At 30.4% G+C, this 23,727-nt stretch carries 17 protein-coding genes and 1 pseudogene; 13 read left to right on the top strand and 5 right to left on the bottom strand.

What is annotated here, in order from left to right; all coding sequences use genetic code 11:
• Positions 1 to 784: 784 nt before the first annotated feature.
• Together CLOCEL_RS06190 and CLOCEL_RS06185 are read right to left on the bottom strand one after the other, a co-directional pair.
• The gene (locus CLOCEL_RS06190; protein ID WP_013291657.1) at positions 785 to 1,732 is read right to left on the bottom strand and encodes a glycoside hydrolase family 43 protein; all 948 of its coding nucleotides are present in this window, start codon (positions 1,730 to 1,732) and stop codon (positions 785 to 787) included.
• 250 nt (positions 1,733 to 1,982) lie between these two features.
• Positions 1,983 to 2,804 (bottom strand): Cof-type HAD-IIB family hydrolase, encoded by an 822-nt coding sequence (locus CLOCEL_RS06185; protein WP_010076148.1) that lies wholly within the window; start codon positions 2,802 to 2,804, stop codon positions 1,983 to 1,985.
• Between the two features lie 346 nt (positions 2,805 to 3,150).
• On the opposite strand from CLOCEL_RS06185, the gene CLOCEL_RS06180 reads away from it, so the two are divergent.
• Both CLOCEL_RS06180 and CLOCEL_RS06175 read left to right on the top strand, forming a co-directional pair.
• Positions 3,151 to 5,004: an ABC transporter ATP-binding protein gene (locus CLOCEL_RS06180; RefSeq protein ID WP_010076149.1), complete on the top strand. Its 1,854-nt coding sequence runs from the start codon at positions 3,151 to 3,153 to the stop codon at positions 5,002 to 5,004.
• A complete protein-coding gene (locus CLOCEL_RS06175; RefSeq protein WP_010076150.1) occupies positions 4,994 to 6,802 on the top strand; it encodes an ABC transporter ATP-binding protein in 1,809 nt (602 codons plus the stop codon). The genes CLOCEL_RS06180 and CLOCEL_RS06175 overlap by 11 nt, the downstream gene beginning before the upstream one ends.
• A 151-nt stretch (positions 6,803 to 6,953) precedes the next feature.
• Here the strand turns inward: CLOCEL_RS06175 and CLOCEL_RS06170 are convergent, their stop codons facing one another.
• Positions 6,954 to 7,499, bottom strand: coding sequence for a biotin transporter BioY (locus CLOCEL_RS06170; RefSeq protein ID WP_010076151.1), 546 nt, complete (start codon positions 7,497 to 7,499; stop codon positions 6,954 to 6,956).
• Positions 7,500 to 7,732: 233 nt separating this feature from the next.
• Here CLOCEL_RS06170 and CLOCEL_RS06165 point away from each other — a divergent pair.
• From CLOCEL_RS06165 to CLOCEL_RS22225, 3 genes and pseudogenes are all read left to right on the top strand, one after another.
• A pseudogene (locus tag CLOCEL_RS06165) lies at positions 7,733 to 8,673 on the top strand (IS982 family transposase).
• A 499-nt stretch (positions 8,674 to 9,172) separates the two neighbouring features.
• Entirely contained in the window at positions 9,173 to 9,829 is a 657-nt protein-coding gene (locus tag CLOCEL_RS06160; RefSeq protein ID WP_010076152.1) for an accessory gene regulator ArgB-like protein, read from the top strand.
• Between the two features lie 3 nt (positions 9,830 to 9,832).
• On the top strand, positions 9,833 to 9,967 hold the full coding sequence (locus CLOCEL_RS22225) for a cyclic lactone autoinducer peptide (protein ID WP_010076153.1): 135 nt from the start codon (positions 9,833 to 9,835) through the stop codon (positions 9,965 to 9,967).
• Between the two features lie 80 nt (positions 9,968 to 10,047).
• Here the strand turns inward: CLOCEL_RS22225 and CLOCEL_RS06155 are convergent, their stop codons facing one another.
• Together CLOCEL_RS06155 and CLOCEL_RS06150 are read right to left on the bottom strand one after the other, a co-directional pair.
• Complete coding sequence (locus CLOCEL_RS06155; RefSeq protein WP_010076154.1) at positions 10,048 to 10,665, bottom strand: cyclase family protein; 618 nt, start codon at positions 10,663 to 10,665, stop codon at positions 10,048 to 10,050.
• A 165-nt stretch (positions 10,666 to 10,830) separates the two neighbouring features.
• Positions 10,831 to 11,730, bottom strand: coding sequence for a peptidoglycan recognition protein family protein (locus CLOCEL_RS06150; RefSeq protein WP_010076155.1), 900 nt, complete (start codon positions 11,728 to 11,730; stop codon positions 10,831 to 10,833).
• A 297-nt stretch (positions 11,731 to 12,027) separates the two neighbouring features.
• Here CLOCEL_RS06150 and CLOCEL_RS06145 point away from each other — a divergent pair, with 297 nt between their 5' ends.
• The 8 genes from CLOCEL_RS06145 (at position 12,028) to CLOCEL_RS06110 (ending at position 23,705) form a co-directional block, all read left to right on the top strand.
• Complete coding sequence (locus CLOCEL_RS06145) at positions 12,028 to 13,110, top strand: galactose ABC transporter substrate-binding protein (RefSeq protein ID WP_010076156.1); 1,083 nt, start codon at positions 12,028 to 12,030, stop codon at positions 13,108 to 13,110.
• Between the two features lie 121 nt (positions 13,111 to 13,231).
• Positions 13,232 to 14,308 (top strand): galactose ABC transporter substrate-binding protein, encoded by a 1,077-nt coding sequence (locus CLOCEL_RS06140; protein ID WP_010076157.1) that lies wholly within the window; start codon positions 13,232 to 13,234, stop codon positions 14,306 to 14,308.
• Positions 14,309 to 14,423: 115 nt separating this feature from the next.
• Positions 14,424 to 15,464, top strand: coding sequence for a galactose ABC transporter substrate-binding protein (locus CLOCEL_RS06135; RefSeq protein ID WP_010076158.1), 1,041 nt, complete (start codon positions 14,424 to 14,426; stop codon positions 15,462 to 15,464).
• Positions 15,465 to 15,513: 49 nt separating this feature from the next.
• Positions 15,514 to 16,449 (top strand): ABC transporter substrate-binding protein, encoded by a 936-nt coding sequence (locus CLOCEL_RS06130; protein ID WP_010076159.1) that lies wholly within the window; start codon positions 15,514 to 15,516, stop codon positions 16,447 to 16,449.
• A gap of 101 nt (positions 16,450 to 16,550) precedes the next feature.
• A complete protein-coding gene (locus CLOCEL_RS06125; RefSeq protein ID WP_010076160.1) occupies positions 16,551 to 18,365 on the top strand; it encodes a S8 family peptidase in 1,815 nt (604 codons plus the stop codon).
• Positions 18,362 to 20,098 (top strand): S8 family peptidase, encoded by a 1,737-nt coding sequence (locus tag CLOCEL_RS06120; protein WP_010076161.1) that lies wholly within the window; start codon positions 18,362 to 18,364, stop codon positions 20,096 to 20,098. Before CLOCEL_RS06125 ends, CLOCEL_RS06120 begins: the two co-directional genes overlap by 4 nt.
• A 77-nt stretch (positions 20,099 to 20,175) precedes the next feature.
• Positions 20,176 to 21,987, top strand: a complete 1,812-nt coding sequence (locus CLOCEL_RS06115; RefSeq protein ID WP_010076162.1) for a S8 family peptidase — start codon at positions 20,176 to 20,178, stop codon at positions 21,985 to 21,987.
• Positions 21,984 to 23,705, top strand: coding sequence for a S8 family peptidase (locus CLOCEL_RS06110; RefSeq protein WP_010076163.1), 1,722 nt, complete (start codon positions 21,984 to 21,986; stop codon positions 23,703 to 23,705). The genes CLOCEL_RS06115 and CLOCEL_RS06110 overlap by 4 nt, the downstream gene beginning before the upstream one ends.
• Positions 23,706 to 23,727 lie beyond the last annotated feature (22 nt).

Here is a 23,727-nt window from a genome sequence, read left to right as displayed (position 1 = left end):
TGTAATTTTATATCCTTTCTGGCTATTAGTAATATATATATATATCTAAATAGAAGGAGTAAAACATTATATGCCTATAAATATTTTACATTAGTATAGAGAAAAAATTTGTATAACTTTAAAATTGTATATTTATTGTTAGCATTTACAACTGAATAACTGGATAGTATAATAAAAGAAAAAACGAGGATATACTATGCTAAAGTTTATGCTATTATTCATATTTGGGATTATCGAATCTCTTATTATTGGTTTTCTAATCCCTGCAATACAAAACAAAAAATTTGAAACGAAAAATTACTTTTTATTTTGTACTTGCTTAACAATTTTAATATTTACTACAAAACAACTTCCTATGCATGCTCTTGTGGCTATGCTCTTTAATATGTGCGTGTTTATTTTTCTATGTAGCTATTTCTATAAGCTTAGTTTTATTAAGTCAGCTTTAACTGTTATAATATTAATGATTACATTATTAATCAGTGAGTTATTAAGTGAGATAGTTTTTAATCATCTACCTTTGGAATGTGTACTTGACCTTTGTATTGTTCCACAAAACAAACTTATTTATTCGTATATAGTCGCTCATTCCATTTACGCTTTTTTGGGAATGATAATATATATAATTTCTCGTATTTTTTGGAGAAAAAAATCTATCTTTATTTCTAAAGCTAACTAGTCGAATTATAAAAAAATCTACGATATAGCATCGTAGATTTTTTTCATGTAAATTATCTTTTTTTATTTTTTCCTAAAATACATGATTTTAATTAAGTGTTTTCTTTTAATCTAATTCAAAAACCGGTCTTCCTTCTTCATTCCACTTTAATTTCATTACCATTGCATGACGATTATAATCGTATAACGGGTTACCTACAATTTTTTCATACGGACGAGCGTGATAAATCATTAAGTCCTCTCCATCTTCAGAAACTGTAAAGCTATTATGGCCTGGTCCAAATATTTTCTTTTCTGGATTTGTTGCAAAAACAGGATATCTTGATTTCTTCCAAACCTTAGGATCTAATACATCAGCAGTATCTTCAGCCTCTAATAATCCCATACAGTAACAAGCACCAGTAGCACTAGCAGAGAAAGTAATGAATATTTTACCATTTCTTTTTATGACTGCAGGACCTTCATTTACCCAAAACTCAACTCTTTCCCAGTCATAATCAGGAGTAGTCAATAATACTTGCACAGTTTTTAACTTAATAGGTGATTCCATTTCTGCAATATACAAATTAGAAATTCCACCTTCTCCACCAACTTTTTGCGCCCATACATAATATCTTTTTCCATTATGTTCAAATATTGTTGCATCTAAAGAAAAATCCTTAAATGAGAAAGGATCATTATCTGCTTTTTGCATCATACCCTTTTCAATCCAAGTATCATTCATTGGGTCATCACCAATACATTCTAAAACGTATGGACGAATTTTCCAAATATCTTCCTTTTCACCTGCCGCAAAATATATATACCACTTTCCGTCTAGGTTATGGATTTCAGGAGCCCATATGTGCTCGCTCATAGGTCCATTTTCGTGTCTTTTCCAAACAGCTTTTGTTTCTGCAGTTCTTAAACCCTCAATGGTTTTCGCTCTTCTAAGTTCAATATAATCATATGTTGGTACTGAAGCAGTAAAATAATAATATCCATCTATATGTTTGTAAACATAAGGATCCGCCCTCTGCTCAATTAAAGGTTGTATAAAATTATTTGTGTCCATTAGTATTCCCCCTAAGAAATATGTCAGTAGTTTAAAATATTTTAGTTTTTACTAAAATGTTTTAGCCTATCATCATTATATATCATATTTTTATAAATTAGTACACCTTTAATTCAATATTTGTTAAAATGAACAAAACTGTTGATAAAATTTTGGTTTAAAGTCTATCAACAGCTCATTTTTTTGTTTTTATTTACGTTTAAACTAAACATTTCACAAAAGTTTCAAATAAAAATTTCGATTTAGTAACTCAACTTTTCTTTTTCATAGCTAGTATTTTATCTACACATTGGTAAAATACATCTACTTCATATTTAGCATGTTTCTTTACTTCAGTATTTCCATGACTCATTACATATGATTCTTCAAACATTTCAAACATACTTAAATCATTAAATGAATCGCCTATTACAGCAACCTCTTCTTTCTTTATACCTAAAAGTTCTGCCAGTTGAAGTACAGCATTTCCTTTTGTTATATGTTTCATATTTATGTCTATTGTAGTAGGCCCTGTTATTCCTATATTTAAATCATTTGGTAAGTCTCTAATAATTTTTTCATAAATTTCATTTAGTTCTTCATAACCGTGGCCTAAAGCAGTAATAGTACATATTTCTAAACCATATAACTCTTCAACATTATGTACATATTTAGTGAATTCACTAACCTTCGTTTCAAAATCTACATTATCTTTATCATAGACAAATCTATAATAACAATCCTTTACACTACATATAAAGTTCAATCCTTCTTTATGAAGATAATCTACTACTTCCTTTATTTGTTTTTCACTATATGTATCCTGTCTTAAAACTTCTCCTTTTAAACCATAGGTATATGAACCATTTTGGGAAATAACATGAAAGTCAAGCTCCTCTTCAGGGAAATTAGACCCTACATCCTTAAGTAATCTCCCTGTTGCTACAGCAAAAACTATATCATTTTCTATTAGTTCACTAATTGCATCCCTATTTTTTTGATTTACCCTAGCAGTCATAATATGAAAAGCTTCTGTAGCTTCATCGTCATAGGTTAATGTTCCATCCATATCTGATACTAATAATTTAATCATAAGTAATTCCCTTAAATTATATAGAGAAATTAAAATTTTATATGATCATAACTTATAAATTTCTCCAATATAATTCTACCCTTTCATTGATATTTTATTCTTAATAGTTTTCTTTTATAAACTCTATATTTTATTTAATTCTCAACATCCACTAATAGCTCTATTTTAATAACCTTTTGCCTTTATGTATGTTTTTCAATAAAACTAACTACAGAATACCATAGGAAAATTCCTTTTCCAATAACAATAGAACGTTAATACTTTTTTTGTTCGTTGCCGAAAAACCATTTTAGGTTTATAATGATTATCATTAACTATCAAAGTACTATAGAAAGGACAAAAGAAGATGTCGGAATTAAAAACCCTGTATGGTTGGATGGAAAAGTATAAATTTAAGTTTATACGCTCCTTATTCAATACCATTGCTGCAATTATACTCACCACAATAGTTCCTTTAGTAACATCAACAGTAATAGATTATGTTCTAAAGACTGATATCTACTCTGAAAATACTGTTACTAAATCCCAAAGTACTATTATATCAAAAATTATCCTAAGCTTTGATACTTCAAAGGACCAACTTCTAGCAGCTGGTATATTCATTATCATTTTAACTCTTTTAGCTGCTAGAGCAAATTATTTGAAAGGTAAGTTATCTGCACAAGTCGCTGAAGGAACTGCAAAAAGTATAAAGGATAAAATCTATGATCATGTACAAAGACTTTCCTTTAGCTATCATAATAAAGTAGAGACTGGTGATTTACTTCAACGTTGCTCCACAGATATAGAAACAATACGCCAATTTACCCAGGTTCAAATCCTAGAAATCTTTTACGCTGTTTCTGTATTTATCGTAGTCTTTGTAATTATGCTTATGTTGAATCCTTTTTTTGCTTTAGTCGGAGTAATTTTAATACCTATTTTGATCGTATACTCATATGTTTTCTTTCAAAAAGTAAAAAAAGCATATCTAATAAAGGATGAAGCTGAAGCCACTTTATCAACAAGTCTTCAAGAAACTTTAACTGGAGTACGTGTAGTTAAAGCTTATGCTAATCAAGAATATGAAATTAAAAAATTTGCAGAGAAGAACGCTAATTTTAAGGCTGCACATTTTAAGGAAGTTATGGTTAGCGCAAAATTCTGGGCAACCTCAGATTTTATATGCATATCTCAAGTTCTTTTAGTCGTTTTATTCGGATCATTTCTATCTTATAAAGGTTCTATTACTTTAGGTATGTTTCAAACCTTTTTATCTTATGAGTTTATGATGATCTGGCCTGTAAGACAACTTGGCCGAGTAATTACTGAGGCAGGAAGAACAATCATCTCTATTCGCCGTATTTTAGAGGTCTTTGATGAGACGCAAGAATTTGAACTTAAAGATGAGTCCCTTAAACAAAAACCTAAAATTTTAGGAAATATATCTTTTAAAAATGTATCAATCGAATATAGTGACGAAGAACCCGTGTTAAGAAATATATCCTTTGAAGTAAAAAAAGGACAAACAGTTGCCATCATTGGAAAAACTGGTTCTGGCAAAACTAGCTTAATGAATGCTTTATTGAGGCTCATCGAGTACAAAGAAGGGTCAATTACAATTGATGGAACAGAACTTAATACCATAGATAAAACATGGCTTCGTAGTCATATTGGCGTAGTTATGCAAGAAATTTTCCTTTATTCAAAGTCAATAAAAGATAATATAAGAATAGCTAACCGTACTGTTTCCGATGAAATAGTATACGACGTCGCGAAAATTGCTTCTGTTCATGATGTTATTCTAGATTTCGAAGAAGGTTATGATACATCTGTTGGCGAAAGAGGTGTTACTCTATCAGGAGGGCAAAAACAACGTATAGGTATAGCCCGTGCCTTAATTAATAAGCATCCAATTTTAATTTTCGATGACTCCTTAAGTGCTGTAGATACGGAAACGGATTTAAAAATACGAGCTGCATTAACTGAAAGAGCTAAGGAAATTACAACCTTTATCATAGCTCACCGAATGAGCACTGTAAAAGACGCTGATCTAATAATTGTTTTAGATGAAGGTAAAATACTTCAAATAGGTACTCATGAAGAATTATTCAATGTAGATGGCTTATATCGTAACTTCTGGGATATACAAAACAAAAAAGAAGAAGATTTTATCAATCTTATAACAGTTGGAAAGGAGGAAAATATTGATGGAAAATAACTTAGCGACAAATATAAAAGAAGACTCCCCTAAAGCAGCTAGTGGAACCTGGAAGCATGTATTCGCTTATTTAAAAGTCTTAAAACCACAAGCAATAAAACTTGTTATCTGTTCCACCGCCCTCGCAATTGGTGACGCAATACTTCCTTTATTTAACCGCTATGCTATGGATAATTTTATATCAAAGGGTTCCATAGATGGACTTGCACCATTTGCAATTATTTATATGCTGTTAATTGTATTTTTCGCTGTATTTGTGTTTGGATTTATAAAATACGCTGGAACCATAGAAACAACTATAACTCACGATATCAGAAGAGATGCTTTTGAAAAGCTTCAAAAGCTCTCCTTCTCCTATTATGATGTAACTCCTGTAGGCTGGATAATGTCTCGTTTAACCTCCGATACTACAAGACTTGGTCAGATACTTTCTTGGGGACTTGTGGATATGCTTTGGGGTGGAATGATGATGTTCTTTGTAGCAATAGTTATGATAACTGTAAATTTGAAGCTAGCTATAATTATCCTTACTACAATACCAATTTTACTCTTTATCAGCTATTTTTTTCAAAATAAGATTCTAAATTCTTATCGTAAAGTACGTAAACATAATTCTCAAATAACTGGAGCTTTTAATGAGGGTATCACTGGAACAGTAACCACAAAAACTTTAGTTACAGAAGAGACTAACTTAAATGAGTTTAAAATCCTTACAGAAAAAATGAACAATTCCTCAGTCCGTGCTGCAGTAATTTCTGCCTTGTATTATCCAATAATAAGTATCATCGGTAGCATAGCTGTAGCAATAATAGTAACTTTAGGAGGAGAGGAGGTTTTAAATAGTCAAATCACCTTTGGTACGCTTGTTCTATTTATTGGATATGCAACTCAATTCTTTGAACCTGTTCGTATAATGTCTCAAAGAATTGCAGATTTTCAAAATGCTCAAGCTTCAGCAGAACGTGTAATATCATTAATACAAAGTGAATCAGATATCATTGATACAAAAGAAGTAATAGAAAAATACGGAGATATAGGAAATAGTAAGAAAGAAAATTTCGAAAAAATATTAGGAAATATTGAACTAAAAAATGTTGGTTTTAAATATAAAACTGGAGAAACTATCCTAGAAAACTTCAATCTTAATGTAAATGCAGGAGAACAGATTGCCATAGTTGGTCCTACAGGAGCAGGTAAAAGTACTATAGTAAATCTAATCTGTCGTTTCTATGAACCTACCTCAGGCGAAATATTAATAGATGGCTTAGATTATCGAGAAAGAAGTCAAGAATGGCTCTACTCAAATCTCGGATATGTGCTTCAAACACCCCATCTATTTTCAGGTACTATCAAAGAAAATATTCGCTATGGAAAACTTGATGCTACAGATGAAGAAATTATTGCTGCTGCAAAGTTAGTAAATGCTCATAACTTTATAACTACTTTTAGCGACGGTTACGAGACAACAGTTGGAGAAGGTGGAAACGGCCTTTCTACAGGACAAAAACAATTAATTTCTTTCGCAAGAGCAATATTATCAGATCCTTCTATTCTAATTTTGGATGAAGCTACTGCTTCTATTGATATTGAAACAGAAAAATTAATTCAAGATGCTATAGAAACAATGTTATCCAATAGGACGAGTTTTATAATAGCTCATCGCTTATCAACAATTGTTAATGCTGATAGAATTTTAGTTTTAAAAAATGGCGCAATAATTGAAGAAGGTAATCATCTAGATTTATTAAAGCTAAAAGGCCACTATTATGAGCTATATACAAATCAATTTAATAGCTAATCAGCAAACTATTACAAAAACAGTGTATATAGGTTTCATCCGAAGTATCTATATACACTGTTTTTCTTTAACTATATGAAATTCAAAAACTTGTCTCTTAATACATAAATTTCATTTAAGTATTAACTATCTATTTTATAAATTTAAAACCTCAACTACGTTTATACTTTAAATATTTATTAACTCTTATTGCAATAAAAGCTGATAAAAAGCACTTTGCCACATCCCAAGGTATAAATGGGAATACTGCTACTTTTAAAGTATCATAGAAGTCTTTTTTTAATATGTAAGACATTTGTATCGTCCCAAATAAATAAATAATTGGCATACCAACTACAATCATAACTATGACATAGCGTAAATAACTTAGCTTGTCTCCTTTTATTACTGACATAATAACAGCTGCCACTAAAAATCCAATATAAAACCCGCCTACTGCTGAAAATAAATATCCCACACCTGAATTTCCCCCTGGAAAAACTGGAATACCTACTATACCTAATGATATGTATATAACCATTGCTAAAACACTATGTTTAGGTTTTAATATCATCGCAGTTATATTAATTACAATTGTTTGAGCTGTAAATTTCACTGTGGTAAAAGGAAGTACAAAGGCAATATAAGAAGAAATACATAATAATGCCGTTAACAATGAAACAGTAGTTATATCTTTTACTGATAATTTTTTATTCATCAAACTCCTCCATACAAACTTGAAATTGAATAATTTTATTTTTACGATAGTATAACTATTTATTAATTTATTGTCAATATGTATATAAGTTAATAAATGCATTTCAATAAACTAATTTAACCCGTTGTGCTAGTTAAATACGCTGGCAATACTTACAAATAGAAAAACTCCAGCATATTTGCTAACCTATCATTAAAAAACACCACTAATCTAATGATAGGAGGCTAACCTATATGCCAGAGTTTAATAAAGATTCTACCATAACAATAGATGACTTAAAAGATTTTATTGTTGTCACTTATGTTATAATTGATGACTTTTACCAAAAAGTAACTCCAACATTTATTAAAAATCGTCGTAACATCGCTAAATCAGTAATGACTGATAGCGAAATAATTACGATTTCTTTAGTAGGTGAACTCTTAACCATTGACTCTGAAAAAGCATGGTTTGGATTTTGCTCTAAAAACCTACGAGACTTATTTCCCAACTTTTGTAGTAGGCCGAGGTTTCATAGAGTTAGAAAGTCATTATTTCGAGTCATTGATGAAATTCGTAAAGAGTTAACGAAATTTCTTAACTATCAATATGACCGAATGAGAATTGCAGATAGTATGCCAATTCCTGTGTGTAAGTTTGGGAGAGCTCATTTCCATAAAGCTTTTAAGCCGGAGGCTGCCTACGGGCGATGCGCTTCGAAAAAAGAAACATATTATGGATTCAAATTACATGCTTTAGTAGCCCTCGATGGCTATATCACAGATTTTACTGTAACAGCAGCAAATATTGATGACAGAGATGTCGTCTGGGAACTCACAGCTAATTCAGAGATTGATATACTAATAGGTGATAAAGGATATATAGGTCAAAAAGTTGCTTCGCAATTAAAAGAAACAAGGTACATTCGTCTTTTAACAATAAATCGTAACAATAGTAAAACTAAACTTTTAAAACCTTTTAGGCAGTTGATATTCAAGGCTCGTCGTAGAGTAGAAACTACTTTTTCTCAGCTCTCCGAGCAATTAAATATGCAGAGGGTTCTTACAAAATCAACTTGGGGATTTGCCACAAGAATATCAAATAAAATATTAGCTCATAATCTTTGCTATTTTATAAATAAATTTTTAATATAGGTATAGAAATATCAAAGATTAAAGAATTAGTATTCGGATAATAATTTCCAAAAACAGTATATGAGGCAATAGGATAGGAATGCCTAAAATCATGGTATAAATATCCTTTTAATGAAAACTTATCTGCTAGCACAACAGGTTAATTTACGTTATAAATTAATTTATTGAAATATACCACTGTAGATGTACCTAGAAATTAAACTAGTGACAAACTTTATAGTTATAAAAATATAATTTGTATTTTTTATATTTTTTGTAAATTTAATGAATATTGTTTGCATTTCTCTCTATCTATAATATTAAATTTAACTAAAAAAATATCAATTATTTGTAAGACAAACTATTTTTATCATATTATATATAATTTTATATAATTTTATATGTTTTTAGGTAAATATATGATATAATATGTTATATAATACATCTTTTTACTTATCACATATTAATATATATTTGTACACCGTTAATAATTATTTTATATTTTGTATTAATATAATTCATACAAAATCACTGTTAATTTAAAATGGGAGATGAAATACAATGGAAAAAACTTCGAATTACATAGCACAGAGAGTATCTTTAAGCTTAAATTTAGATAAAGATGCTGAAGAAGTTATAGCATATGGTACCTTTGCCATACTACAAACATTTATTTCGATACTTTTAATATTACTTTTAGGAATTGTTTTCAATGCCCCAGTATTATCATTAATTATATATTTAAGTTGGAGTATTTTAAGAAAATATACTGGAGGTGTTCATGCTAGTAACTCTTTAAATTGTCTTATATTAGGTACAATAATATGTATCACTTATACCTTTTTAATACAAAAATTAGGTAAATTTATAGACTTAAATCTAGTGGTCATATTAGGATTTTCAATTTTCTCATTTTCATTTTTTTTAGTTCAAAAGTTTGCTCCTTGCGAAGATCCAAATAAACCAATAAGGAGCGAAATTAAAAAAATAGAGGCAAGAAAGAAAGCTAATATTTTTCTTGAGATCTGCATAAGTATTTCAATATTACTTATTTTTCTATATAAGTTCATGAACTTCAAATACGGTCTTATATACACTTTAGGAATTTATGCAGGTATAACATTTCAAATTTTCACATTAACTCCTTTAGGGCATCTATTTATAAATAAAATAGATTCACTTTTAAGTAAAACGTTAATTTTTTTTATTAGGAGGTAAAACATGAAAAACTCAAACAAAAAAGTTCTATCATTAATATCAGCAATAACAACTAAAGCTGCTGAAGATCTTTCTAATTCTACTTGTGTTACAGCTTTATATCAACCAAAAGAACCAAAATCGTTACAAAAGAAATAAAGACATCAAGTAACAGAAAAATACTTGATAAAAAATATAATCCTAATTCTTTACTCATAGAATTAGGATTATATTTTTTATTAAATTCTTGCAATAGCTCTTACAATAGCTGCTTCTGCCTTAATTGAAAGAGGTAATGCAATCACTTCAAACTTCTCCACATTAATCAATTCATGTAAGTTTGTAAGATTCTCCAATACAAATACATCATTTTCAAATAACAACTTATGTATTTGAAATGGATATTTATCTGGTGATGGCATATCCATTCCAACCATTTTTATTTTCTTCTGAACTAAAAATTCCGCCATTTTTATATCAATAACAGGACTATCTTTATAGTAGATATCACTTCCATATTTGTCCCCAAACCCAGTATATAACAAAACAATATCCGCTTCTTTTATGACATCATTATATTCATCTTTCATAGTTATTATCTCTTCTCCTCTAACATCTAACAAACATCCATTACCAATAAAAGCTTCTAAATTATATTCATTAATATATTTGCCATTATATATAAGATGTCTTGGAGCATCAATATGGGTTCCTATATGCATACCTACTTCTACTCTTGTATTGTAATATTGGTCCTTATCTAAGGTTCTATCTTCAAAAACTCGAACCTCCTCGTCCCCAGGGTACACCGGCATTCTGTCCATTATCTCACAAGATAAATCTATTATTTTTTTCATAGCTACTCCTCTCATTTATATAAAGATAAACTTTATTGTTTCTACAAAATAAAATACGCTTATAAATATCTGTAATTATACCTTGATTTTAATTATATATCCATAAAACCCTTTGCCAACGCCATAAAAAGGGAGGAAGTAGCAATACCCCCCTATATTTTTTATTTACTTATAAAAACTTCCAATAAAGCCATCAAAACCAGCTTTTTTAAGTTCCTCTAGTTTTTTTTCTGCTCCATATTTATCCTTAAATGAACCAGCTACAACTCTATAGAATAATTCTCCTGATGGCTTAATAGCCCCTTGAGAACAATTCCATTTTCTATTTTCTCTCCATCCATATTCATAATAATGATCTAGTCCGCTAACATAGTCACCTTTATTAACTGCCTCTACCACATCAGGATTGCATATTAAATATCCAGCATCAGTAAAGTCGGCGGGCTTTGGTGGTAATGGCAATCTCCCTTCTTTCTTTCCAAAATTTATATAATGGATATATGGCTCTATTCCTGATTTAGCAACATCTGGATATTGTGCCATATACCAGGTTTTACTAAATGTTCTTATCTTCATTTCTTCTTCCTCCTGTGCACCACTAGCAAGTTTTTTTTTGAAATCCCACCATCTAGCCCAGTTATTATTACTATAAGGGCTTGGACAATTCTTTCTACTTGCATCATAATGTCTCATAACTCTATCTAAAGTAACACCATATTTATTCATTAGCATTTTAATTAAATCTCTAGTATTATTTGCCGTTGCTTCAGATATATCACCATTAGTTCCACACATTTCTATGCCAATGGAATTGAAATTTGATATACCATACATTCCATCACCATCGCCACAGTGCCAACTTGCATTATAATCCTCTACAACTTGTCTTATTTCATTATTATCTACAAAATAATGAGCTGATGCACCTCTATCTCCACCGCCAAAATAATCCGCATTATTCTTTGCTGTATCATTATAATTACCGGTAAAATGACATACTATATATTTAACATTATTTCCACTTGAATAATTGTAATTACTTATTTGTTTAACTATTGGTACCACATATTTCACTTCCCACTATAATTAATCACTTCCTCACTATAAAATATTTAACATATAATATTATGTTACTTATTTTGTAAATTTTTGTTTAAAATTAGATACTATTCTAACTAATTTTATATATAAGTTTCATGGTTAAAGCTATATAAAAATTCTATAAATATATAAAGAGATTGTAATTAATTTTCTACATGAAAACTAAGTTTCTTTTAATTTTATTAAACAACATTTGAATGTAGAGACATTATTGAATTCTACAATACTTTTGACAAATATCAGTTATGCGGGAGATATATAATGAAAATATTCAGAAAAATTATTGCCAATTCTATAGTGATGGTTCTAATAACTATTTCACTATCGAGTTGTAATAAAAATTCCATAACTACTAATTTAAATATAAAAGCAAGTAATCCTATTAATGTAGGAGTCCTTTTATATAGTTTTGATGATATATTTACTGCTCTTATAAAAGAAAATTTAGAGAAAATTCAAAATCAAAATCCAGATAAAATTAAATTTACTTTTTTTGATGGAAAAGCAAATTTATCAATACAGCAGGAACTTATACAAAAAATAATTGATATGAATTTTGATCTAATAATTACAACTTTTGATGATAAAAAAGAAGGTATCTTAGAAAATATCATTAATAAAATCAAGCAAAAAAACACTCCAATAATTTTCTTTAACGCAACCATTGATCCAAATGTTATTAAAGCATATAAAAAAGCCATTATTATAAATACTAATGTAGAGCAATCTGGTATTCAACAAGGAAATATTATCATAGATGCTTGGAATACTAATAGAAAATCTATAGACAGAAATAAAGATAATATTCTGCAATATATACTGTTACAAGGAAGCCCTGATAGTTATGCAGCTATAGTAAGATCAAAATCTGTAATTAAAACAATCAATGATGCAGGAATAAAGACTGAGCAACTGTCATCAATAGTATGTAATTGGGAAAAAGATTGTGCTAAAACTTCTATCTCCTCATTATTTTTACGATATGGCAACAAACTTGATATAATTATTGCAAATAATGATGCCATGGCAATCGGTGCTATTGAAACTCTACAAAAATTTGGTTATAACTTAGAAAACAATAACAAAAACATAGCTGTTATTGGAATAGATGCAATCCCACCTGCACAAGACCTAATAAAAAAAGGTGTGATGCTTGGTTCTGTTATACAGGATCCTCACGTTATGGCAGAAACTCTTTTTAAAGTAGGAATGAATTTAGTTGATGGTAGAAATCCTACAGAAGGTACAGATTACAAATTTGATGAAACAGGAGTTAAGTTGATTCTTCCTTACCAAGAATTTACGAAAAAAACATTGCCATCTGATAATAATCCTCTTCCTTAAACTTTCGACTTCTATTTATATATAATTTTGTATAAAATACAAGATAAATTAAGCACTAACCTTACTACAATCAAAAAAATTACTGAAAAACTTTTTCAGTAATAAACCATGAGGTGATAGAATGAACTTTTTTAGAAGAATACTTGCTTTCACTTTTATTATAATCTTCATAGTCGTTACATTAACAAGTCCTAGTCCAAAGGCTATAACCACTGAAACAAACAAAATTTCAAGAACACCTATTAGAGCAGGGGTCTTATTATATTTCTTTGAAGATTCATATCTGTTACTTCTTAAAAAAAATTTAGAGGATATTCAAAAGGAAAATCCTGATAAAATTGAATTTACTTTTTTTGATGGAAAAGCAAATCCCGCTATACAATACGAAATTATAAATAATATGATTAATGATAACTTCGATCTTCTCCTATTGAATATTTTTGAAGCCAAAGAAAATACGTTACAGGAAATTATCAATAAAGCTAAACAGAAAAGCTTGCCATTGATAATTTTCATTTCGACAATTCCTAATATCGATATTGTCAAAACCTATTCAAAACTTGCTTTTATTCCTGCTGATACAAAAGAACCAGCAATTCTAGAAGGAAAAATTATTGCTGATGCATGGAATGAAAATAAAAAAGCTATTGATAAAAACGGAGATAATATACTGCAATATATTATGTTAAAAGGTAAAACCGATAGTGTCTTAAGTAATTCAAGAACCAAATACTCTGTTGAATCAATTAACACACTAGGAATACAAACTGAAGAACTTGCTACAGTATCCTGTAACTGGAGTAGACAAATTGCTAAAGAGTCTACGCGTTCGCTGTTCATAAGATTTGGTAATAAAATTGAAGCAATAATTGCAAATAATGATATCTTAGCTCTAGGTGCTATAGATGCTTTACAAGGCTTAGGATATAACAAAGGAAATAAATTAAAAACCATTCCTGTTGTTGGAATTGATGCACTACCAGAAGCACAAGAATTGATAAAAAAAGGATATATGCTTGGCTCTGTTTTTCACGATCCTAGTACAATGGCAGATGCTATATATAATATTGGATTAAATTTAGTTTCTGGCAAAAGCATCACATCAGGGACAGATTATAAAATTGACCCATCAGGAGTTATTGTAAACATAAATTTCAAAGAATACACGATTAAAACTCTATCAGAAATCAGTCAATAATTTTTATATAATATGTAATATAAATATATCGTATAAATATATACTTTCCATATTAATGAACATACTAAATAATAAAAAGACTTGGATTTTATGCATTTGTTTTAAGGAGACAAAAATGAAAATTATACCCCAAAAACTTATTCTTATAATCACTCTAATAATTTTTCTAGTAACCTCTTATGACTCAACAATAGCAAATGCCAACTTTAATCCTCCACCAGGTAGACCACTTAATGTAGGAGTATTACTATATAACGAAAGCGATTTATTTATATCTCTGATAAAGAAAAATTTAGAAAATATTCAAAGAAATAATGAAGATAAACTAAATTTCATTTTCTTTGATGGAAAAGGAAATACAACTATAACTCATGAACTTGCTATTCAATTATCTCAAGGTTATTATGATCTTTTATTAATGAACCTAATGACACCTTCACCTGAAAATACAGAACAAATTATTTCTAGCTTAAAAAGTAGAAATATTCCTTTTGTCCTATTCATTTCAGAAGTAAGCGAAAAGTTAATCTTTAATTATAAAAAAGCTGCTATTGTAGGCTTCTCTCTAATAAATCCTGGTGCTACTCAAGGACAAATCCTTGTTGATGCTTGGAATACTGATAAAAATTCTATAGACAAAAATAAAGATAATAAATTGCAATATATTATGTTAAAAGGCGATCCAACCCTTATAGTAACTACCGCCAGAACAAATGCAGCCTTAGAGACAATTACTAATGCAGGAATTAAAATAGATGAACTTGCTTCAATAAACATTTATTGGGATAAAGAATTAGCAAAAACCACAATGGCATCATTATTTTTACGTTATGGAAATAGTATTGAAGCAATTATTTCAAACAACGACGCTATGGCAATAGGTGCTATCAAAGCCCTTCAAAAATTTGGCTATAATAAAGGAAATAAAGACAAATCCATTGCTGTTGTAGGTTTTGATGCAATACCTGAAGCTCAGGAATTAATAAAAAAAGGAATAATGCTTGGTTCAGTTTTAAATGACGCTAAAACTTTTGCAGAAATGCTTTATAACGTTGGAGTAAATTTAACTTTAGGTAAAAGCCCTATTGAAGGTACTCAATATAAGCTTAATCCAACTGGAACTATTATCATACCACATGAAAAATTTTTAAAATAAAAAATCACACACCTTATAATTAATTAATATATCTGAAAAGAGGAAGTTTATGTTCGAAGATGTTTTAAAAAAAACATTAATCTTTATTCTTATTGGTACTTTTGCTCAGATATTTATTATTCATCAGACCAAAACTATTAATGCAGAAAATCTATCTGCTGGTGATACAAATGATAGATTAGCATTAATAAAGGAAAGAGGAGTAATAAATGTTCTTTCATCAAACGATCCTCCAATTGCTTACATAGATCCTGTAACAAAGGAATTTACTGGCGTTGACGGAGAAATCATCCATGAAATTGCAAGGCGTCTAGGTATTAAAAAAGTTAAAATGGAAGAAGTTCCTTTTGAAAATTTATTAACCGAATTAAATACTAATGATAATGCAGACATGGCAGCAAGTTCTATCTATGTTAATGAAGAACGAAAAAAACAAGTATTGTTTACAAACATAATATATAAAGAGTCAGAGGCTATTGTTACACCAAGAGTCTCAAAATTTACTTTTAAAGAAGATTTGAAAAATGCAACATTAGGAGTACAACTTGGAACTGTATACTCAGAATTAGTCCAAAAATGGTATCAAGAAAACTTAATAAAAGCTGTAAAATATTACAATACCCAAAATGAATTATTAAAAGCAGTAAATACAGGAAAAGTAGATGCATGTATGACTGATTCTATTGTTTCATCATATTTATTATCAACAGATACAGGTCTTTATTTAAAGCCAATGGATGGATATAAACCTGAACTTGCTGGCCTGACTGCAATAGCGCTAAAAAAAAGTGATGTAGCCTTAGCAAATGAAATAAATAAGAAAATTGATGAAATGAAAAAAGATAGAACACTGATGTCTATCCTTAGTAAATATGGCATGGGAACAAATAACTTTGTTTCAGTTGAAGATGGTCATATATACAATAATACATCAAAGAGAAATCTTAAATATCAATTGTTAGAAAAAGAACGAATAAATCAGTAATATATTTCAACTTTTCCAACAAAATTCTTTATGAATAATTGAAGATAACTTGAAATACTATCTATAGTATAAGCACTTATATAAGGTTACTGAGGTTATCCGTGGAAAATCAAAAAAAATGTGATTTATATTATAAAAACTCGCCTAACTATTTAGTTAAATGTAGAAGAAATTTTAAAGAAGAAATAGATAAACTATCCTATGCTTGTGGAGATATAATTACTGATGACATTGGAGTAGTATCTACTTCCCCACAATATTTGAATAAACTATTAAAAGATGTACCTTCAATTACCTATATTAATCCTAGAAAAAAGTATGTGCTCCAGGATATTTCACCCTCAGAGGTTGATAGTATATATACTGTAAAATTGAATCCTTACCTAAACTTAACAGGAAACGGCGTATTAGTTGGTATGATTGATACTGGAATAGATTATTTAAATGCAGAATTTATAAGAGATGATGATACCTCAAGGATACTCACTATATGGGATCAAACCATTGAAAGTGAACCTAAAGAATCTCTATATGTAGGGAGAAGTTATTCAAATGAGGAAATTAATAACGCAATTTCAGCTTATAAAAACAAGGAAGATCCTTATAAAATTGTGCCATCAAAGGATGAAGTTGGTCATGGCACTGAAATGGCTGGAATTATAGGAGCACAAGGCATTAATAAAGCTGTACAGGGAGTTGCTCCAAATTGCGAATTTGTAATAGTAAAACTTTTAGAATCAATTAATTTTAAAAATGAACTACTAGAAAATGATATTGAATATACACCTATCTATAATGATTCTGAAATTTTAGCAGCACTAAATTATTTAAAAAATTTTTCTCTAAAAGAAGGCAAACCAATGGTCATATATATAGGTGTCGGCACTACAGAAGGAAGCCATGATGGCCTTAGCTTACTCTCAAGATATATTACCTCTATAGGTACTATCAATGGCATTGCCTTAGTAGCAGGTGTTGGAAATGAAGGTGCCTCAAAAGGTCATACTTCAGGAAATATAAAAACAGTAAATGACACTGCTTCAATAGAATTAAAGATACCAAAGGAAATTAAAAAGCTTTCTTTTAATATATGGATTTTTAAACCTAATAAAATGTCTTTAAATGTTATTTCACCAAACGGAGAACAGTCTAATTTTATTAGAGCCAAGCATGACAAAGAGGAATCCTTTGTTTATTTTTCTTACCAAACCCAAGTTAATATAAAATATAGCATACCAGAATATTTTACAGGGCATGAAGTTATAAATGTCACCTTTAATAATATAAAAGTAGGAATATGGACACTTTTGTTAAGAGGGGACTATATAACTAACGGTAAGTATCATATATGGCTTCCTCCGCACCAAACTCTACCCCCTAATACTGAATTTCTTAAACCTGACCCATATATTACACTAACAATACCAGCTACCACTAGAAATATATCTCCAGTAGCTTATTGTGGAATTAACAACAATTTACTTCCCACCTCTGGAAAAGGATTTAACTCCAATGATGTATCCATTAGTCCTGGTATTGCCACTGTTGGAGAAAATGTTCTAACAACTACAGTCTCAGGTGGAGTAAAAACTGTTTCAGGCTCTTCAGTTGCTACTGCAATAGTGACAGGAGTCTCTGCACTTTTACTACAGTGGGGAATTGTCGATGGTAATAATAAAGTTATGTATTCGATAAAAATCGCTGTATATTTGATATACGGTGCTAGAAGAAATGGCTTTCTTGCAAGCTATCCAAATAAAGATATCGGCTATGGATTTTTAGACTTAGTAGGCACCTTCAATCTTATTAGTACAAGTTATAGAATAAATTTAACTTTAGATAATAATCTGACTCAATGCTATCACGAAAAATTATTCATAAGGATTCCAAAAGAAATTATGGAGGATCTTAAATGAAAGGCAGTATAAATTCAAATAAAATCTTACATGACATAAATTATGATAATTATATTGTTCAATACAGAGGAGATATTGAATCAGAAATATCTGGATACCAAGACTCCTATGTAATAATAATTAATGATAAATACGCTATAGTATCAGTAAAAAAAGATGTAGAAATCAACCTAGATAAAACTTCCTATTTTAGGACTATTGAATATGTTAATCCCCCCGCAATGTTTACCCTACAAAATATCTCGCCAATTGAAGCATCCAAAGTTAGTGCTGTACAACTGGGCACTCCACTAAACTTAACAGGGAAAGGTGTTAATGTGGCGATTATTGATACAGGTATTGATTATCTAAGTGAAGAGTTTTTAGACTTAAATGGTAAAACTCGAATTGATTGTATTTGGGACCAAACAATAATTTCTTCTGAACAATCAGAAAACAATCCTGTTCCCTTTGGCACTTTATATACAAGAGATAAAATAAACGATGCTATAACAGCTTCTAAAGAAGGAAAGTCTCCCTACGAAATAGTACCAAGTAAAGATGAAATTGGTCATGGAACAAACATGGCCGGAATAATTGGCGCAGCAGGAAAAAATCCTAAGCTTAAAGGAGTTGCTCCTGAATGTAACTTTGTAGTAGTTAAGTTAATAGAAGCTCTTTCCTATAAAGCCGAATTTGATGATATTACTGTACCAGTTTTCAATATATCTTCAATTTTTACAGCCTTGCAATTTTTATATGAATATTACCAAAGCAATTATACTCCACTGGTTATATATTTGCCACTTGGGAGCCCCTTAGGAAACCATGACGGAAACGGTTTATTAGAACAGTTTATAGACTCACTTCTTACTAATAACGGTATAGCATTAGTTACTGGAACTGGCAATGAAAGAAATACAGGGGGACATACTTCTGGATTCTTAGCTGAAATAGGTACAGTTAACGTTCCCGCTGCTGGTAATATTGAATTAGAAGTAGCTCCTGAACAAAAGCATTTGTGGATTGAAGTATGGTGCGATTACCCTAATGTAGTACTTGTAGAGATAGTATCTCCTTCTGGCGAATCTACTAATGCAATACCTATTACCTTAAATCGCACTAACACCTATATCTTCTCCTTTGAGAAAACAATCGTTAAAGTTAATTATTATATTCCAGAAGAAAACACTGGCGATGAATTAATACGCCTTAGATTTTCTAAGTTACAGCCTGGCCTCTGGAAGATTAGATTAAATGCATCTTATGTTTTAAACGGAAGATATAATGCTTGGATGTCCCAAAAAGGAATAGCTGCTAATGGTACAAGATTTACTTTCGCAGATCCCTTTGGAACAGTAACTAATCCTGCTAATTCAATATATCCAATAGTTGTGGCAGCTTATAATCAAAATAATAATACTGTTGTTGATTATTCAGGAACAACCTCTTTAACTGCAATAATTGATAGGATAGATGTAGCAGCAGGAGGTGTAAATGCATTAACAGTAGCTCCTAACAACACAACTTCAGTTGTAAATGGTACTAGCGTATCAGCGGCTATAGTTGCTGGAATTTCTGCTCTGATATTCAACTGGGGAATTATTAATGGAATTGAAAAATATATGTTTTGCCAAACACTTAGAGCATATCTTGAAAAAGGCGTAGTTACAAGAAGTGGAGATGTTTCACCTAATCCCTATTGGGGATATGGTTTTTTAAACATACCTAAACTTTTTGAAAATATCACTTAACTCTCTCTTTCCTTTACTACTTTAATCAACTTAAAAATGAAACATGTTAAGTTTTAGCAATATTTAAGGAGGCACCCTTGGATAATCTAAATAAGTGTAAGTTGTACTATGAAGATTCACCTAATTACTTAGTTCAATTTAGGGGAAATTTTAAAAAACAGATAGACAAGGTTTCCTATGCTTGTGGTGATACGATTACTAACAGCATTGGAGTTATATCAACCCCCGAACAAAATCTAGATACGCTTTTAAAAGATGTACCTACAATCACTTTTATTGACCCAAGATATATGTATGTATTACAAGATACTTCCCCTACAAGTGTAGATAATATAAATGCCATCAAAAGCAATCCTTACTTAAGCTTAACAGGTAAAGGCGTACTTGTTGGCATGATAGACACTGGGATTGATTATCTTAATGAAGAATTTATACGAGACGATGGTACCTCACGAATAATTAGTATCTGGGACCAATCGATTCAAGATGGGCAAGATACCTCCGTATACATTGGAGATACTTATACCAATGAACAAATCAATAATGCAATTACCGCTTATAAAAATAATGGAGATCCCTATAAAATAGTTCCATCAAAAGATTCTATTGGACATGGTACTAACGTGGCTGGGGTCATCGGTGCTCGAGGAGTTAACCCAAATTTTCAAGGAATTGCACCAGATTGTGATTTTGTTATAGTAAAATTATTTGAATCGATTAATTTTAAAAATAAACTACAGAAAAATTCAATTGAATATACGCCTACCTATAATGGTGCTGAAGTTTTAGCAGGAATAGAATATCTAAAAAATTTCTCTATTAAGGCAAAAAAACCTATGGTAATCTACTTAGGTGTCGGAACTACAGAAGGAGGCCATGATGGAAATAATTTAATTTCAAAATATATATCCTCCTTAGGAAGTTTTCAAGGTATAATCACCGTTATAGGCGTCGGCAATGAAGGTGCATCCAGTGGACATACTTCTGGATATATACACAATTTAGAAGATATCTCTTCCGTCAGTTTAAAGATACCTAGAGACATCGACTTTTTTTCTTTTAATATATGGGTTCGAAAACCAAATGTAGCATCACTAAAAATAATTCCACCTAGCAAAGAAACCTCTGATTTTATTAAAGCAAAATCCAATAAAACTACCGAAATTAGATTCGTACTTTTAGATACCAAAGCTAGTGTAAAATACTACTCTCCAGAATACTTTACAGGCCATGAAGTAATAAATGTTGTTTTTGAAGACATAAAACAAGGAATATGGAAATTTGAATTAAAAGGAGAATATCTTACTGATGGAAGATATGATATCTGGCTTCCGCCAGAAAAAACACTCTCTAAAGGCATAGGTTTTCTTAATCCTGATCCTTTTACTACTCTTACAACACCAAGTACAGCTAGAAAAGTTGTTACAGTAGCTTACTCAGGAGATAATAATACTTTAATCGCTGCCTCCGGTGAAGGTTTTAATAGTAACAACTTAATTAATCCCGATATAACTACTCTTGGATTAAATATCCTAACAACAAAACCAGGTGGCGACGTTACTGTCAGTTCAGGTAGTTCTATTGCAACAGGCATAATTGCGGGAGCTTGTGCCCTTCTATTACAATGGGGAATAATAGAAGGTAATGACCCAACAATGTATGCTGCAAAGGTTAGAAGTTATCTAATTCACGGTGCAGATAGAAGTAATCTCACCTTAAGATATCCTAATAGAAAGGTCGGTTACGGTTTTTTCGATTTATTAAATACCTTTAATACTATAAATAAAACTTATACTGAAGCAAGAAGTACAAACAATGATTTTATTGAATATCATATTAACAAAGTATTCATCAGAATCAACAAGCATATTACGAGGAATTTGAAATGAAAAAAAATAATGCATTCCCAGAAGATATTTTAAAAAATGTAAACTTTTTTCCCTACCTAGTTCAATATGAAGGTGATATAGAAAATACAATTTCATCGGAATCAGGATATTATACAACAATCATCAATGATATGTATGCAATACTAGAAGTGCCAAAAGAGCAAATAGAACCTGATATTAAAAATCCATTTCTCTCCTCCATTGTATATGTTAAACCAACTGAAATGTATACTCTTCAAGAAATTTCACCACTAGAAACTTATAAATCTGAAATTTCACAATTAGACTTACCCCTGCCTTTAACTGGCAAAGGAGTTACTATAGCAATTATTGATACAGGTATTGATTACTTAAGCAAAGAATTTATGACAGCTACTGGTGAAACAAGAATCGAAGCTATTTGGGATCAAACAATAATTTCAAGTAAAGAATATCAAGCTAACGTTGTTCCCATTGGAACTGTGTATTCTAAAGAAGAAATCAATAGAGCTCTACTTGCTCATAGCCAAGGTAAAGATCCCTATGAAATTGTTCCTAGTAAAGATGAAATAGGACATGGAACAAAAATGGCAGGAATAATCGGTGCTACTGGAGATAATCCTGCTCTAAAGGGCTTTGCCTATGAATGTAATTATATAATCATAAAGCTACTAAAGGATTACGCCTTCGAAGATCGCTTTCATACAGAAGTTCCCGTTTTTAATACAACTCATATTATTGCAGCCTTGCAATTTTTATATGAATATACTTTAGTGAATAATAACCCTTTAGTTGTATATTTTCCACTTGGAACTAATTTTGGTAATCACAAAGGCTATAGTCTTTTAGACCAATTTATAGATTTTATTTCAATGAGTGGCCGTATAGTATTTGTTTGTGGAACAGGAAATCAATGCGGAAAAGGACTTCATACTTCAGGAATAATATCTGAAGCTGGTGAAACAGGTATTATTGAAATAGATGTGTCCCCAAAACAGCAGGATCTATGGCTTGAAATCTGGACAGCTTTACCAAATATAATGTCCTTATCAATAACATCCCCCTCAGGAGATAATACTGATATAATACCTGTTAGACTAAGTAAGGTTATGCAATATAATTATGTATTTGAAAGCACTTTAATAAAGATTGTATACTATCTGCCAGAAGAAAATACAGGTGATGAATTAATAAGAATTAGATTATATAATATTCAACCAGGTATTTGGAGCATAATGCTTAAAGCAAATGACATTTTAGATGGAAGATACGATGCTTGGCTTGCTCAAGAAGGAATTACCGTTGGTGGGACAAAATTTACTCTAGGTGATGATTTTGGAACAATTACTGCCCCCGGTGGATCAACTTATACTGTAACTGTTGCGGCATATAATCAAAATAATAATACTATACTACAATACTCCGGCAGAGCTTTCCTATCAACTTATACTGATATAATAGATATTGCTGCTGGAGGAGTAAATGCACTAACAGTAGCGCCTAATAATGAAACTGCAATTGTTAATGGAACTTCCGTCGCTGCTGCTATCGTTGCTGGAGTCTGTGCTTTGTTATTTGAATGGGCTATAATTAATGGTAATGACCCATATATACATGCACAAACTATTCGCACATATCTTTCAAGAGGAACAACTAAAAGAAAAGGTGATATATATCCTAATCCTCAATGGGGTTATGGAATCCTAGATATACTACAGTTATTTAAATACATTATATGAAGAAAATAATCTCATCTGTGAA

Source organism: Clostridium cellulovorans 743B (assembly GCF_000145275.1).
In the GTDB taxonomy this organism is placed as follows: Bacteria; Bacillota; Clostridia; order Clostridiales; family Clostridiaceae; genus Clostridium_K; species Clostridium_K cellulovorans.
This window is presented reverse-complemented; position numbering and strand designations above follow the sequence as displayed.